This window comes from Mesorhizobium sp. M0954, assembly GCF_040319155.1.
Lineage (GTDB): Bacteria > Pseudomonadota > Alphaproteobacteria > Rhizobiales > Rhizobiaceae > Mesorhizobium.
On sequence record NZ_JAMYNR010000046.1, the window covers coordinates 1 to 14,855 of the forward strand.

The window sequence follows — 14,855 nt, forward strand, 5'->3', positions numbered from 1 at the left end:
ATCAGGGCACCGACACGACCACCACCAGCGGCACCACAAATCCGAACTCGGCCAGAGACTGCGCGCCCGGCCAGCAGACTGGCAGCGCTCAGCAGGCGGCGCCTGGTCAGCAGGACACGACAGCCAACACCGCCGCGCCGGGCCAGGTGAAAAAGACCGACGAAGGTTGCTGATTGGCACATCGGCTCAGGTTGGGAATCACCAGCGTGTGGCTGGCTGATCTCCCCCAACCACCGCCTGAACTCAACTCGGCTGGCGAGCAAGTTCCCGCCAGCTCAACGTTCTGATGCTGAAAATACTGGACCAGATCTATGCGGTCTCACCGTTAGCGCCAGCGAAGCGACGACACCGGGGCGGGACAGGCGGGGCCGCTACAGCTCCAGGCTTGTCTTCCCGGTGCGCACGGCGTCGACGACTTCGCGCATCGAGTCGAGGACGAGCTGCCGACGATCCGCATGCGGATCAGCAACTCAGGGTCGATCGAGGGACGGCCGACCGGGCAGGCCGCACCCTAATACCCAAGCGGAAAGGCCACGCCCACGCCTGGACACGGCCAGTGTATATCGGCGGGCTGCTTGCCAATGAGCTCTAGTGATGTCGAGCGCCCGCTGCGCCGATATGAGCGTGGAGGCCAAGAACAGGCGTATCAAAGGTCTGGCCTGATCGCGCCGGCTGATGATGCGCATAAAGGCCTGGGGGCCAGGCATCAGCGGCTCGGCCGTCGCCACGATCTCGGCCTGCCGCCACTTGTAGAAGGGCGCCAGATACTGGCGGATGGCCTTTAGCGTAGCGTCATGCTGGAGCGCCAACGGATCGGGATCGATGCCGTCAAAGGCGACAAGACCAAGTACCCAGGACGGAAGCCAGCAGCGATGGGGAAGCGCGACAAGATCGTGAAGTTGGATGCCGAGGGCATGACCAGAACAGCGATAGCCAAAGGAACTGGGGGTCAGTGAGCGGAGCGTTTATCCGGCGCTTCAGGGGACCGGTGAGCGCCGATAGGTGACCACTAGGACTACGAGGCGAATTAGGCCCCACCAGACTATGAAACGCTCCTCTCCCAAGCTGACCCGCGCTCTTCCGTATCTTGACCCTCAGCTTCAGACGCCTGTCGAGGAAGTGTTCGACGCTGGCCATCACCCGTGCGCCCGCACGCTCGCTGCGAACATAGAGGGCAGTCGTCGGCGTAGCGAACGAAGCAGTGCTTGCGTCGCTCCAGTTCCTTGGCGAGTTCGTCCAGCATTCCGACTTTGAAACATGGCTGATTTCCACACAGTCGCGGCGGGGCAAGACCGGCTTTTAAGCGGTTGAGACGGATCATGGATGGTCGCTGGCTCTGGATGACGGAAACGGATCAAAACGACGGCTGGATGCTCTGCATAGCCAACGAGATCACAATCTGCGGCTTCGGAAGCGAGGCTAGTCTCCATGACGTCAGGGCACGCCGCCGCTTCCGGTCTGCCAGTCTGGCGCATGTGTCAACAGTTCCGAGCCGAAGCACTGCACCGCCCTCCCAGCCAAAGAAAGTTGGCTCGCCCGACTGGCAGAAGAAGGCCTCGATGCTTCGCGCCTTCGCGGGGCCGTCAGCCAGACCATCGCCGGTGAGCCGCCGAAGGAACGTGGCATCCTTGCCGCGCTGCGCCGATCCCGCTGCCGGAGCCGACCTCCAGGTCAAGATCTGATGCGACATCTGCTCAATACAAACCGCCTCGGAGCCCCTGCTCTAAAGGACGGCCCAACGAAACGACCATAATCTTTTCATCTCCTCCCTCACAGCCGTCGAATTCGTCGCGGTGTGCTTGAGAAGCCGTCGGGCAAGCGGCGTGACGAGCTCGAAAAATAGTTCGCGGCGTCGGACGGTGCACAGATGCTTTTTGCCGGCCGGGTCCTGTTGTACGACGAGAGGATGGTCCGGCTAGGCAAAGTGCCGGGCCCAAGGAGAGCCAGCTCAGCCTCAATCGAATCGGCCAGCGGTTCATTGAATTCGCGGTAATCCACATTCATGCAACCACTGCCCTTGTCTTCGCGTTTAGCTGCGTTCAATCGTGGGGAGCGACAAGAATGCGGGCCTTCAGTCCAATTACAATCTGCCTCAATCGCAACCTGACGGTGGTCGCGTCCATAGCCGACGCAATGAAGGTGCTTCAGCAACCATGGCCTAGAATGGCAAAGCCGGGGCGGCTCAACGCGATCCGAATGGTCGAGGAGTCCCTCGCCGGGCATTGCAGCCAGCAAGCTGCGCTCGAGGCCTTCAAGGCGGCGGCGGCTGAACAGGGACTCCTTAGAACAAGAGGGACCACCGCAGGTTTGGGGAAAATTGCGCGGATGGTTGAAGATCTGATGTGAGGTCATGCCGGCCTCGCTAACACTGAAGAGCCGCCCCACTTGAAGCCCGAAATACTGCCTTCTCCCGCGGCAGCCGAAACGCCTCAAAACGGGCTATTAGCCTGGACGTGAGAAGGCCCTGGCTTCGTCCGGGACAGCCAGGACCCAAGTCGCGGCGGTGGCAACTAATCTGGTGGTGGCCGTCAGATGGTTCAGCCAGGTCGGCACGAGAACCGAAGATAACCGGGACTGTGCCGGCGTCGGCATTCGCAAAGAGGGGCACTCTGCATCGTTCTCGATGGCTAATCAGCAGGAAGGAACGTCTTGGCCTCTTTGGCAGCAGCCTCGAAGGCCTGACGGACCTCCACCGGGGTCAGCCGCCCCTAAAATGCGTCGGCGCAGGACTGGATCGCCAGCTTCCACTTCGGTCCCCTCTTCGGCCACTTCATGTTCCTCGGCGGCTCCCTTGACGTGGCTCACCCCGTACGTGAGCCCAGGTCGGTTGGCCCTGACGTAGACCGGAGGGGATAACCAGTGGAGTGCCATGAGGGGGAACTTAGGCGGGAAGAGCCCGTTGACCAACCCAGCTGTAGGCGCGGATAGGGGAACGATGTAGGCCCCTCGCGGGTTTAGAGGTTGCAGCGGTCGTTCTTCGGATGTGCAGCCGCTGTGGCGGGGGTCCGTCGCCTCTCCTTGCTGGCGGCGGGCTCCGCAAAGCGCGGTGTTGGTCGGAGACAATAGAACCTTATACCGCAATCCAACTTAGCTAGTTGTAATGTCCCCTCCTCTTTTGCAGCAGCCAGGAATGCCCTGCAGGCCTCCTCCGGCTCCATCTGACGCTGCCCCCAGTTTCTATCCATTTTTGAGTTCCTCAGCCCTCCAGGAACGCCAGAAGCCCGCATTCACCTCGTTGCTCTCTTCGCGTTGAACCCAATGCGTCCCCTTCTCGAAAGTCTGCAGGCGGCCATCGTCGCAAAGGGCGAGACTGCGCTTGGCCAGCCCGGATTCCAGAGCCTGGTCCCGCATCCCCCAGATTACAAGAGTGGGCGTCGTGATCCGCTCCTTCAGGCTCGGGCGAAAGCGCAGGGCGCGATACCAGTTGAGCATGTTGGTCAGCGCCCCCGGCCGCTCCCAGGCCTGCCGATATTCTGCAATCTCCTCTTCTTCGAAGGCGCCTGCCCGGCTGGATGTCCTGAGTGCTCGTGCGAGCAAGGCCGAGCGGCGCGCACCCAAAACGGCTTCGGGCAGCAAGGGGATCTGGAAGAAAACCGCGTAGCTGCTCCGCAGAAACTGCGTCGGAGATCGCAGGGCATGGGTAAACAGCACCTCGGGATGGGGCGCATTCAGGATGACGAGCTTGTCCAGGCGATGAGGCAAGTTTGCCCCGGCGGCCCAAGCGACGATGCCGCCCCAGTCATGGCCGACGAGGTGAAACCTTCCGATGCCGAGCGCGTCGGCCAGGGCGACGACATCGCCGAGGAGCTTGGGGAGCGTGTACTCGTGGATGCCCTCGGGCTTGTCGCTGGTGTTGTAGCCCCTCTGGTCGGGAACGATGACCCGATATCCGGCGGAAGCGAGCGTACGGATCTGCCGTCTCCAGCCGATCCAGAAGTCCGGGAACCCGTGCAGGAGCATGACCGGCTTACCCTCGGCAGGCCCGGCCTGAACGACATGAAGCCGAATGCTTCCGGCGTTGACGAACTGATGTTCAGGCGCGAGTGAGATCATGGCTGGTAACGTGGGTGTCGTTAAAGTGATCCAGCGCAATGAGGATTTAGATCAGGCTGCGTCGTCCCGACAACATGCACGCTCAGCCGTCGCATCCTCCGCCAGATGGGCATGGGAGCCGAAGGGCCAAGTGGGGATGGCGCAGGTGTTGGTACAGGCGGCGGATGTTTATTTGTAAGCGCAGGTCTGCACCTGCATCCTTTGGCGCTATTATACGTTTGCCCCGCGAAGAAGATGCTCCGGACCGGCGGCCATGTCGAAGAAAACAACCGAGGACGCTTACGAAGGTCAAGTGCAACTTGAGCGGCGGGCCGAACGGGAGAGCCGCGGACGCAATGCCGAATGGCCGTCAGAGATTCCCAGCCGCGGCTGGAAGGACGTGCTGTGGCGGGTCTTCGCTGAGCTCACCGAGGACCGTGTTATGCTTATCGCGGCCGGGGCCGCATTCTATCTGCTTCTTGCCCTCTTTCCAGCACTTGCCGCCTTCGTGTCCATCTACGGTTTCGTCGCCGATCCTCAGACCATCTCTGAGCACATTGCGTTCCTTGGCGGCGTACTGCCTTCGGGAGGGCTGGATATTATCAGATCTCAGCTTGCGTCCTTGGCCGCTCAGAAGGCTGGCGCGCTCAGCTTCGGCTTCATCTTCGGCCTTGCCGTCGCACTGTGGAGCGCCAGTAACGGCATAAAGACGCTATTCGAAGCCATGAACATCGCCTACGAGGAGAGTGAAAAGCGCGGCTTCATCCACCTGAATCTCCTGGCCTTGGGCTTCACGCTTGGCGCCATCCTCATTGGTATCGGCTTTATCATCTCGGTGGGGATTGTGCCGGCCATGCTTGTGCTGCTGAACCTCGGCGGCTGGACCGAAGCCCTTGTGCGGATCCTTCGGTGGCCGATGATGCTGATCATGGTGGGCGTCGGGATCACGCTGATTTACCGCTACGGGCCCAGCCGGGAAAGGGCAAAGTGGCAATGGGCGACATGGGGCGCCTTCCTCGCGGCTGTGGTCTGGATCGCAGTCTCGATAGGCTTGTCCTATTATCTTGAAAACTTCGCCAACTACAACGCCACGTATGGAGCCCTTGGGGCAGTCATCGGCTTGATGATGTGGACTTGGATTTCTGTGATTATCCTGGTTGTAGGTGCGGAGCTGAATTCCGAGATGGAGCATCAGACAGCGATGGACACCACCACAGGTGCGCAGCAGCCGATGGGTGCGCGAGGTGCCACGGTCGCCGACACACTGGGCGGACCGGCCGATGCCGCCGACCAGCAGTCGCGTTTGGACGAGCGCAACGCGTAGCGCGCAGATCAATTTGCACGCCATCGTCAAGCGGCTGCAGCCGAGCGTGAGCAACGGCTCAAGGCGCTGGTCGCCCGGCTTGCCCAGGTGACTGGCGATCTCACCATCCAGAAGCAACGCAAAAGCATCGTCGCCGATGCCGAAACCTCGCCAGCCTCGACGAGGTTCATTGTTCTGCTCAAGCGTCAGAGCCGCCGACTTGAAGGGCGAGATCGCCTCGCTACTCGACGACGATCCGCTGTGGGCCTGTCTCGATCAGGTCTTCGGTTCGGTCAAGGGCCCCGCGTACTCCTGATGGCCGAGTTGTCCGAGATTGACACCTTTCCAATAAGGCCATCGCCAAACTCGTGGGCTTGGCGCCGATCGCCAATGACAGCGGCAGACGCAGCGGTCGAAGACCGGTGCGCGGCGGCCGTAAAGGTCCGCGCTCCATCCTCTTCCTCATCGCGCTCACCGTCGCCAGATATGATCCCCCCGCGCCTTCAGACAGGAAAGGAAAAGATGACTATTCGCATTGCGCCCGCCCGCAAGCTACCCATCATTCCCAATGCAAAAGCACGCGATGCGCGCCACGAGTTCGCAAACGCAACTTGACACCCCAGATAGTCACTCATTGGGAACCAACGTGCCTTACCTCCGTTTGCTCCTCGAATGGAGGAAACCATGAACAACCGGAATTCTGAACGGCGTCCCCCGACTGCGGTAAGAGCTGGTGACGGTACCTCGGAAGACATAGGAGCGACCGTAAGCGGCACGTTATCCAAAGCGTCCGACATAGCGCAAGGGGCAGCGGAAACCGCCAAACGGGCGGCCGTTGGTGGCGCGTCCACCGTGACCAATCAGGTGAAGGAGATGTTGGACCGTCAGGTCGGCAGCGGCGCCGAGGTGATGGGCCAACTGGCGAGTTCGACCAAGCGTGCGGCCGAGGACCTCGACGCAAACGCACCGATAGTCGCTGGGGTCGTGCGCACCTTCGCGAATAGGCTTGATGGATACGCAGACGACCTGCGAGACAGGTCCGTCGATCAGCTGGTTCTTGCAGCGTCCGATTTGGCGAGGCGCAAGCCGGGTTTGGTGTTTGGGCTGGCCGCCGTAGCGGGCTTTTTGACGTTCCGCACACTGAAGAGCGCGCCTCCCGCACCAGAGTCCAACAAGGGAAGGCGGCAGGGAGCGAACTGATCTGATGGCACAGGAACAACTGAAGAATTCGCCTCTCCCTCAAGCACTGTCGGCAGTGTTGGCGGACGTCGCGGACCTCTTTCAAAAAGAGTTGCGCCTGGCGCATGCGGAGCTGTCCGCCAACGTCTCAACGAAGCTCCAAGCAGGTGTGTGGATGTCTGCTGCTGGCGTGCTGGGAGTGGTCGCCGCTCTGCTTCTAGTGCAAGCCCTCGTACTTGGAATAGCCAGCTTAGGGATGGCCCTGCACTGGTCGTGTCTGATCGTCGCGGCCGCAACGGCCCTCGCCGCTGCTTTCGCCTACTATCGGGGCCGCGCTGATGCGCAAAAAGAACTTCTGCCGACACACTCCATAAGCCAAATAAAGCAGGATATTGCGACAACCAAGGAGCAATTAACATGAGCCGCAATTCACAGGTCCAGGATTTTGGAACGAAAGAATGGCTTCTCAGCTCCGCTAGGAACAATCCCGAAGGCCTTCTGCTCGTCGCAGCAGGGTGCGCGCTGCTAATGCGCAGCCGCAGTTCAAGTGCCGGGCATCGCGAGCAATCCCGTGCAACCGACGGGCGCCAAAATGCTCCGCACGTACGCACCGCCAGCGGCGGGGCGTCCAAAGCGCAGGAAGAGGCTAGCGAGACAGCAGAGGCCATGCGCGACAATTTAGCCGGCATTGGGGAGAAGGTGAGTGAAACCGCAAGTCAGTACGCATCATCCGCCGCGTCATACGCAGAACAGGCCGGTCGCTCCGTATCCGAGAAGTCAGGGCGCGTGGTGCAGCAAGCCCAATCAACGTTGCAAGACACGATTGGCCGCATGGTGGAAGAACAGCCATTGGCTTTTGTTCTGGCCGGCTTCGCAGCTGGTGCCGCTATAGCTGCTGCTTTGCCGGCCAGCGATGTCGAGAGGCGCACGCTCGGCCCAGCAGGAGAGCGATTGACGGATGCTGCTGAAAAAGCTGGGGAACGCTTGAAGTCCTCGACAGCAAAGGCGGGCGAACGGCTCAAAAGCGCCGCCGAGGAACATGGGCTGAATTCGGACGGCCTCAAGGAGGTCGCAAGGGACGTTGCGGGTGCCTTTGGGAGTGCCTTATCAGAAGAGCAATCAAGTGAACCCGTGCAGCCGTCTTTGCCAAGCCCAAGTGGATCGAGCGGTCCATCCACCGCCAAGCTGCAACCGGGCAGCGCCACCCCTTCGGAAGGAATAACGGCCAAATCGCAGCGGTCGGACAACCCTCGGTCGAGCAAACCTGCCCGCCCCGGTGGCAAGAGAGATTTATGATGGCCGATCCGCAACTTGAGCATCTTGAATACGAAGTTGAGGCTGCCCGGGCCAAGCTCGCCGAGGATTTGTCGACACTTCGGTCGCCAAACACGCTCTCCGAGTTTACCGATGATTTGAAACACGAAGCGCTTGAGGCAAAGGATGCGCTGGTAGAGAAAGCAAGAGCCTCAATGCAATCGGTGGCGCAGGCGACTATTGACGATCTCAAGGCCAAGGCGGCTGCCAATCCGAGCGCTGCTTTGGCGATTGGGGCCGGTTTGGGGTGGCGTTTCCTCCGCCATCCGCCGATCGCAACCGCACTCGTCGGAGCGGGATTGATCAGCTTGTTGCGGACCAATTCAGCCCGGCCACCCGGCGAGCAGCAGGTGGATCACCTATCGTACGCCAAGGAGCGCCTGAAGGAGCAATCTAGTGATTTGGCGGAAAGCGTCAGTGATTTCGCTCTTGAAACGGCTGGTAAAATAAAACGCGAAGCTGCCGAGTTGACCGGCGTGGCCAAGGAAACTGTTAAAGAGAAGACAGAACGTCTGGCTGCCGCTATCCGCCGTAGCGGCGATGGGCAGCACGAGGGCGAGACTGCCGCAAGAGCATCCGCGCCCTTCGATGAAGCGTCGTTAGCTCGCCAAGACGCATTGCGCGATGAGCATACCGAGGACAAACTCCTTCTGGCGGCAGCAGGTTTGGCAGTCGCCGCGGCTGTCGGCTTTGCCTATCAACGACGTCGGAATGAGCAGATGGACACCGACCGAACTGGAAGGGCGTAGACAGAGGTCATTGCAGAGAAACAGTCGTCCTGAAGGCAAAGTATGATGCCGCGCTCACATTTATCGAGTCCCGACGAGTTCAGCCATCGGGTTGCATATTCTGGAACCACGGACGGCGCGATGACGATGCGCACGGCGGAGAAGATCGGACAAAGGGGTCAAGCCCTTCGAGCATAATGATCGTCGGCCGGTCGGTCATGGCCCTCAGCGAAACCGCCAGCGACCGGCTGAAGCGGAATTTCACCCCGAAAACGATGCAAGTGCTGCCGACGCCATAACGTGAGCGCAAGAATTGGCAGTTTAATTGTATCTTTTGCGAGCGAAAACATCTGCACGCTCCCGCATTACGCGATATTAACGCCAGTTTTCCATTGTAAGTTCCCTCGCTGGGCTGGGCTGACAGGAACCTCTGCCCGTCGCTGGCGCGCTCTGTCTCCTGTCAGGACGAACTTTCTCGGATCCGGCTTGGCGCTGCCGGTGCCCGCGCACGCAACTGCTCAGTCATCAGGGACGAGTGTTCTCGGGCATTCCGCTATCGCGACCTCGTTTCCAACGTTTTAACACGCCCACTCGAGCTTGATCTCGCCGAGCGCTGCGCTAGCCCTTCCGATCTGGCTATTGCCAATGTGTATTTGACCAGGCTTGCGCAGGCGAACGCTTCGACTCGCTAAGTGACGACGCCGCAATATTAGCATCGCTCGTCGTTGCAATTTCTCGAAATGCGCAGCTCGACGACCGCCTGCTAGGCGTATTCGTTGCCCAGCGCTCACGAAGGGGACGCGCTAGCGGACGAATCCCGATCACCCAGTTCACGATCACTACGTTCCTACCCGATCACCGCTTGGCGCTGTCGCTGTCCGCTTCGGCCCGCGCAAGGAACTGCTCGGTCGTCGAGGGAAGACGGGTTTTCAGCCAATCCGCCATCGCGACTTCCTCTCGCAGATTCTCTTCGCAAGCCCGAAGAACCTCCGTTTCGCCGAGCGATCGAGCAGCGGCAATCAGGATCGTGTAGGAGGCGATTTCCATATGCTCGAACGTGTAGCTCGCGAGCGATCCTTTCATCACCTCGTCTCCAGCGAAGACGCCGCTCAGCGATTGCGCCATCGCCGTCAGCTTACCGCCAGCGTCCTTCATCGTGGATGAACCCTCGTCCATCTGATCGAGACAAGTCTTCAGCCGGGCAGCCTGCTGCTTCGTTTCGTCGAGGTGCTGTCGGATTCGGTCGCTCAGCTCGGGATAGTTCTCGATGCGACCCAACTGCCCGTTCAACATCGTTTCGGCCTGCTCTTCCATGGCATGAGCATCTCTAAGCCATTGGACAAACCATTCGCGGCTTTCTGACATTTCGAATCTCCTTTGCGATCTAAGGAAACTTTCAGAAGAGGACATTGTTCCGGAGTAGAGCCCGCCGAACGGGCCTTGACCGTCGCAGAGATCAGCGTCATGGCGGGTCTCAATTCATCTCGCGAAAATCCTGCAGCGATGCGTGGGAAAGGCCAAGATCGCGGAAGATCGGCGCAAGGAAAACGGCCCGTGGACGCTCGCCGCTGCGCCGCTCCATTATAAAGTCCAACTAGCACTGGCCCGCTTCCTGGCCATCCGACGCGGCGACATACGGCGACATGTTGAAGTGCCGCGCATGGCATACTGCGACCGCTGCATGTCGTTCCTGGCAAGTAACAACGGCAAGCAGATGAAGCTACCAGCGCTCGGCGAAGCTGAAGTGGATTGTCGACGAGGCGCTGATCGCGGCGGCTGGCGCTCCGCATTGAGCCTTGTGCCTCACCGCACCACCGCAGTCACAAGGAACGCGACGGCCTCTCCGCTCGTTGATTGGTTTTCGAATCGAGCCGCCGTCATGAGGTTTCTAATATACGCCGGCCATCCTAAGGCTGACCTACGCCCAGAGTTACAAAAGTTGAACTTCATCACTCCTTCTGTCTGCCTGTTCAATTTGCCAGGCGCATCCCGCGCATTCAGACAGGAGAAAGATGATGAAACGTATCCTTTTGGCTTCGGCCGTGCTGGCGGTGTCGGCGGGGCTTTCCTTTGCCCAGACGACGAGCGGAACTTCGAGCGGAACCTCGACCACGACAACCATGCCCAGCACGACGGATCAGGGCACCGGCACGACGAGCAGCGGGACCAACATGTCCGGCGATCAGCGCACCGACACGACCACCACCAGCGGCACCACAAGACCGTGTGCAAGGATTATTTTTCCCACCTGACGCTCACCAAGTTCTTACGCAAAGTGAGCACTGGAGAAATTGAGCTTCCGCTAACCCGAGCAGAAGAAGCCAGAAGAGTGCCAAAGGCGTTCATCTCCAGCGACCTAGCTTCATACCTCGATAAGCGGCGCAAAATGGCACTGTCTGAAGTGCGCGCCTTCCGACGTAGCTAGCGCTCCCATGGCTCCTTTGCGCTTGGAGTTCAGCAGTCTCTAGATGACTGCAGGATGCTACCTCCCGTCCGCCATTCGTGCCCCCCTACCCCGAAATACGCCGACGGCTCGCGGGAACCCGCCAACTCCGAATTCCCGTTCGTGTCGAAATGGCAGAAAAGCGATGGAGGACTGCACGATGGACCCGCAAAACGACCCTTTCGAGATGTGCTGTCTTCTAATGGGGTCGTAAGCTGAGTTCGAAGCTATTGGACATGGTGTCAACAGCCTGAGGGTCGCCAAGGTCAGAGCGGCCGGCCGGCGCCCATCATTATGCGCGCGATCGCGATCTGCGCCTCGACCTTGGTGCCGGCAGGTGGCTCGCGTTACCTGCGGGCACATTAAGCGCTTCTCCAACCCTCTCGAACTCCGAGAAGAGATCGGAACCTTGATCAGGTGCGGGCAAAGGTCCGTTGCGAAAAATGCGGCCGCAAGGACTCGATGACAGCGGAAACCCTTCAGGCAGACGATCCTCATTCCGGAACTTCCGCAATGGAGCGCAGCCGAGATGCTCAAGCCGCTGCTGGCGCGGCGGACTGAAATCAGCGGTCAACCGACCGTCGCTCGACCTGTTGGCTGCCGCCGAGTCGTGGCGAAGGAACAACAAGAAGCTGGGCCAGTTAGACCATGCATGCGTCGATACAAATGAAACAGGAGATGACGATGGCGACGAAGAAAGGCTCTCAGGGCGGCTCCAAGGGTTTGGAAGACCTTTTCTATGATGGGTTGAAAGACATTTACTACGCTGAACGTAAGATCCTGACCGCGCTCCGGAAAATGGCAAAGGGCGCGGAGTCAGAAGAGCTGAAGGCGGCGTTCGAAAAACATCGTGACGAGACCGAAGGTCAAATCGAGCGCCTGCAGCAAGTTTTTGACGCATTTGGCAAGAGAGCCCAAGGGAAAACGTGCCCGGCGATCGACGGCATCATCGAAGAAGGACAGGAGATTTTGGAGGAATTCGAGGAGGCTCCGGCATTGGACGCGGGTCTCGTGGCTGCAGCCCAGTCCGTCGAACATTATGAAATAGCGCGCTACGGGACTCTTGTCACATGGGCCGGGTTACTTGGCTTGAAAGACGCCGTCCCGCTACTCGAACAGACGCTCAAGGAAGAAAAAGCAACCGATGAGGCGCTCACCCGACTAGGCGAAGCAGGCGTCAACGAACGGGCGATGCAACAGGCCGCATAACTTCGGATCGACTCGACGCGACCGCGGCCAAGGCAGACGAGATTGGAGCTTGGTTGTATTCGCCAATCCTGGCACACGCGTATAGGCCGCCGAGCCGTCGACGTGGTTGGTAGCCGACCGGTTTCGACTAGCCACCGGAACTGACAATGGGGACTGCGAATGCGATCACTTGCGCACGTCTTGGGCGACAGGATGTTGGTATGAACGAGGATACCGCTCGTCGGCCCACGGCAGGCTCTTCCGGGTTCGACAGCTTTTTCATGGCTGGTTTCGAGTGTTCCTCCCACAGGCGCGCCGACGGGGCCCGTCTTGATCTGATCCGCGCGACCTCACATGACATCCATGCACATGGCGACTATCGCCGTTGTGCCGAGCTTGGGCTTCGCACGATCCGCGACGGCTTGCGCTGGCACCTGATTGAAACGGCGCCCGGAGTCTTCGACTGGTCGAGTTGGACGTCGGCGATCGAAGCAGCCCAGGCGGCCGGGGTGCAGATTATCTGGGATATCTTCCACTATGGCTCGCCAGACCATATCGACCAAGGTGGCCCGGGGTTTATCAAGGCCTACGTCCGTTTCGCCGCGGAAGCTGTTCGGGTTCATCGCTCCGCAACCGGGGTGGCTCCCCTGGTGTGCCCGATCAACGAGATTTCGTTTTTTGCATGGGCGGTGGAGGTCGGCTATTTCCCCCGCGTCGGGCCGAACAAGCGTGGATGGTTCAAACGACACCTTGTCAGGGCAGCGGTCGCCGGCGTGAGGGCCATGCGGGAGGCCGAACCCGGCTGCAGGTTCATCTGGGCTGAACCGCTGATCCATATTGCTCCTCGTGACCGTACTCACCCCGAGCGGCGGCGCGCCGAAAATGCTCGCCAGGGCCAATTCGAGGCGTATGACATGCTGATCGGGCGCGTGGAACCGGAGTTGGGCGGCAGCGAGGACGTTGTGGACGTCATCGGCCTCAACTTCTATCCGCACAACCAATGGTACCTGAATGGCCCAACGATACCGATGGGGCACCACGAATACCGTGCACTTTCGGAAATGCTGGTCGAGGTCGCCGAGCGATACAAGAAGCCGATGTTCATCGCCGAGACCGGCGCCGAAGGTTCAGGCCGGCCAGCCTGGCTTCACTACGTTTGCGACGAAGTGCGCGACGCGACGAGCCTCGGTGCACCTGTTCAGGGTATATGCCTGTACCCGGTGACGGCCTACCCAGGTTGGGACAATTCGCGCCACGCCGAAGTCGGCTTGTTCTCCACCATTCATGCGGACGGCTCGCGCACTGTTCGCAAGCCACTTGCGGACGAGTTGGAGCGCCAGCGCCAATCGTTCTTGGCGTTTGAGGAACAACAAGCAAGGGCGCCTTAGGCTCGCTGATACGAACAGTGCGCGCTTTTCAGCTGCATCAACAGACAGCATATCTAGAGCTGTTCGCCGAGAAGCCGAGAAACATGGGCCTCTTTGGCCGTGGGTCGCCCGACGCCGGTCAGGCCGGCGCATCATTCACTCGGCCGCCTCGCGCTGCGTCGGCGTGACGAGCATCCCGTTTGCTGGCAGGCGTGTCTGAATGCGCCCGAACGTAGCCAATGCCTGGCCGACCACCTGATCCATATTGTAATAGCGATATGTTGCAAGACGTCCGACGAACCAGACCTCCGGGCACGCCGCGGCCAAAGCTTCGTATCGTTTGTACAAAGCCTCGTTTTCGGCCCGCGGCACCGGGTAATAAGGATCTCCGACGTCGGTGGGGTATTCGTAGGTGAGGCTGGTCTTCGGACTCTGCTGACCGGTCAGATGCTTGTACTCGGTGATCCGTGTGTATTTCTCCGTCTGCGGATAGTTGACGACGGCGACCGGTTGAAACTGCTCGCAATCAAGCGTCGTGTGCTCAAAGCGCAGCGAACGGTAGGGCAAGCGACCAAGCTTCCAGTCGAAATACTCGTCGATCGGACCGGTATAGATCATCCGCTGGAAGGGGATCTTGTCGCGAATTTCGCGGTAGTCGGTCTGCAGCATGATCTTGATCTTAGGGTGATCCAGCATGCGCTGAAACATGCGCGTATACCCGCCTGCCGGCATGTTCTGGAAGCTGTCGCCAAAATACCGATCGTCGCGATCGGTCCGGGTCGGGACTCGCGCCGTCACTGACTTGCTCAACTGGGAAGGGTCGACACCCCACTGCTTCCTCGTGTAGCCGCGGAAGAATTTCTCGTAGAGCTCTCTGCCTACTGTGCTCACCACGACGTCCTCGGCGGTGCGGACTTCTTTGACCGTTTCGCGTCGGAAAGCGAAGAAGTCCTGCAGCTGCTCGGACGTCAATTCAAGGCCGTAGAGGCGGTTTATGGTGTCGAGATTAATCGGTATCGGCAGCAGCTTTCCATCGACAAGCGAGAGCACGCGATGTTCGTAAGGCCGCCATTGCGTGAATTGCGACAGATAGTCGACGATCGATTGGGCGTTGGTGTGAAAGATGTGAGGCCCGTAACGGTGAATTAGTATTCCCGCCTCGTCGTAGCAGTCATAGGCATTGCCGCCGACGTGATTTCGTCGGTCTATGATCAGGACGCTTTCCTGCCGTTGCGATGCGATACGCTCGGCCAGCACACTGCCGGCGAAACCGGCCCCTACGATCAACCAGTCGAACACGC

At 59.9% G+C, this 14,855-nt stretch carries 13 protein-coding genes and 2 pseudogenes; 12 read left to right on the plus strand and 3 right to left on the minus strand.

Features of this window, described 5'->3' with window-relative positions:
• Nucleotides 1-1,243: 1,243 nt before the first annotated feature.
• From NKH93_RS32300 to NKH93_RS32305, 3 genes and pseudogenes are all read left to right on the plus strand, one after another.
• Nucleotides 1,244-1,397, plus strand: a pseudogene (locus tag NKH93_RS32300) (diguanylate cyclase); the annotation flags it as partial.
• Nucleotides 1,398-1,540: 143 nt separating this feature from the next.
• Nucleotides 1,541-1,753, plus strand: a complete 213-nt coding sequence (locus NKH93_RS34425) for a hypothetical protein (RefSeq protein WP_502896538.1) — start codon at nt 1,541-1,543, stop codon at nt 1,751-1,753.
• Nucleotides 1,754-2,061: 308 nt separating this feature from the next.
• A complete protein-coding gene (locus tag NKH93_RS32305) occupies nt 2,062-2,346 on the plus strand; it encodes a DUF982 domain-containing protein (RefSeq protein ID WP_352517823.1) in 285 nt (94 codons plus the stop codon).
• Between the two features lie 831 nt (nt 2,347-3,177).
• Here NKH93_RS32305 and NKH93_RS32310 read toward each other — a convergent pair.
• Nucleotides 3,178-4,053 (minus strand): alpha/beta fold hydrolase, encoded by an 876-nt coding sequence (locus tag NKH93_RS32310; RefSeq protein WP_352975394.1) that lies wholly within the window; start codon nt 4,051-4,053, stop codon nt 3,178-3,180.
• A gap of 253 nt (nt 4,054-4,306) precedes the next feature.
• Here NKH93_RS32310 and NKH93_RS32315 point away from each other — a divergent pair, with 253 nt between their 5' ends.
• The 6 genes and pseudogenes from NKH93_RS32315 (at nt 4,307) to NKH93_RS32340 (ending at nt 8,577) form a co-directional block, all read left to right on the plus strand.
• On the plus strand, nt 4,307-5,356 hold the full coding sequence (locus NKH93_RS32315) for a YihY/virulence factor BrkB family protein (protein WP_352975395.1): 1,050 nt from the start codon (nt 4,307-4,309) through the stop codon (nt 5,354-5,356).
• A gap of 48 nt (nt 5,357-5,404) precedes the next feature.
• A pseudogene (locus NKH93_RS34430) lies at nt 5,405-5,950 on the plus strand (transposase); the annotation flags it as partial.
• A 237-nt stretch (nt 5,951-6,187) separates the two neighbouring features.
• Nucleotides 6,188-6,535 carry a hypothetical protein gene (locus tag NKH93_RS32325; protein ID WP_352457932.1) on the plus strand — a complete coding sequence of 116 codons (348 nt, stop codon included), beginning with the start codon at nt 6,188-6,190 and terminating at the stop codon, nt 6,533-6,535.
• Between the two features lie 4 nt (nt 6,536-6,539).
• Nucleotides 6,540-6,935 carry a phage holin family protein gene (locus NKH93_RS32330; RefSeq protein ID WP_352457931.1) on the plus strand — a complete coding sequence of 132 codons (396 nt, stop codon included), beginning with the start codon at nt 6,540-6,542 and terminating at the stop codon, nt 6,933-6,935.
• Nucleotides 6,932-7,810, plus strand: coding sequence for a hypothetical protein (locus NKH93_RS32335; protein ID WP_352975399.1), 879 nt, complete (start codon nt 6,932-6,934; stop codon nt 7,808-7,810). Before NKH93_RS32330 ends, NKH93_RS32335 begins: the two co-directional genes overlap by 4 nt.
• Nucleotides 7,807-8,577, plus strand: coding sequence for a hypothetical protein (locus NKH93_RS32340; RefSeq protein WP_352517818.1), 771 nt, complete (start codon nt 7,807-7,809; stop codon nt 8,575-8,577). The genes NKH93_RS32335 and NKH93_RS32340 overlap by 4 nt, the downstream gene beginning before the upstream one ends.
• Before the next feature lie 834 nt (nt 8,578-9,411).
• On the opposite strand, the gene NKH93_RS32345 is transcribed toward NKH93_RS32340, so the two are convergent.
• On the minus strand, nt 9,412-9,921 hold the full coding sequence (locus tag NKH93_RS32345) for a ferritin-like domain-containing protein (RefSeq protein ID WP_352517817.1): 510 nt from the start codon (nt 9,919-9,921) through the stop codon (nt 9,412-9,414).
• Nucleotides 9,922-10,063: 142 nt separating this feature from the next.
• Between NKH93_RS32345 and NKH93_RS32350 the strand changes: the two genes are divergently transcribed.
• From NKH93_RS32350 to NKH93_RS32360, 3 genes are all read left to right on the plus strand, one after another.
• Nucleotides 10,064-10,981, plus strand: coding sequence for a pyocin activator PrtN family protein (locus tag NKH93_RS32350; RefSeq protein WP_352755420.1), 918 nt, complete (start codon nt 10,064-10,066; stop codon nt 10,979-10,981).
• 702 nt (nt 10,982-11,683) lie between these two features.
• Nucleotides 11,684-12,208 carry a YciE/YciF ferroxidase family protein gene (locus NKH93_RS32355; protein ID WP_352975409.1) on the plus strand — a complete coding sequence of 175 codons (525 nt, stop codon included), beginning with the start codon at nt 11,684-11,686 and terminating at the stop codon, nt 12,206-12,208.
• A gap of 200 nt (nt 12,209-12,408) precedes the next feature.
• Nucleotides 12,409-13,575 (plus strand): glycoside hydrolase family 1 protein, encoded by a 1,167-nt coding sequence (locus tag NKH93_RS32360; protein WP_352851964.1) that lies wholly within the window; start codon nt 12,409-12,411, stop codon nt 13,573-13,575.
• Nucleotides 13,576-13,710: 135 nt separating this feature from the next.
• On the opposite strand, the gene glf is transcribed toward NKH93_RS32360, so the two are convergent.
• Nucleotides 13,711-14,853, minus strand: coding sequence for a UDP-galactopyranose mutase (gene glf / locus NKH93_RS32365; protein WP_352851969.1), 1,143 nt, complete (start codon nt 14,851-14,853; stop codon nt 13,711-13,713).
• Nucleotides 14,854-14,855 lie beyond the last annotated feature (2 nt).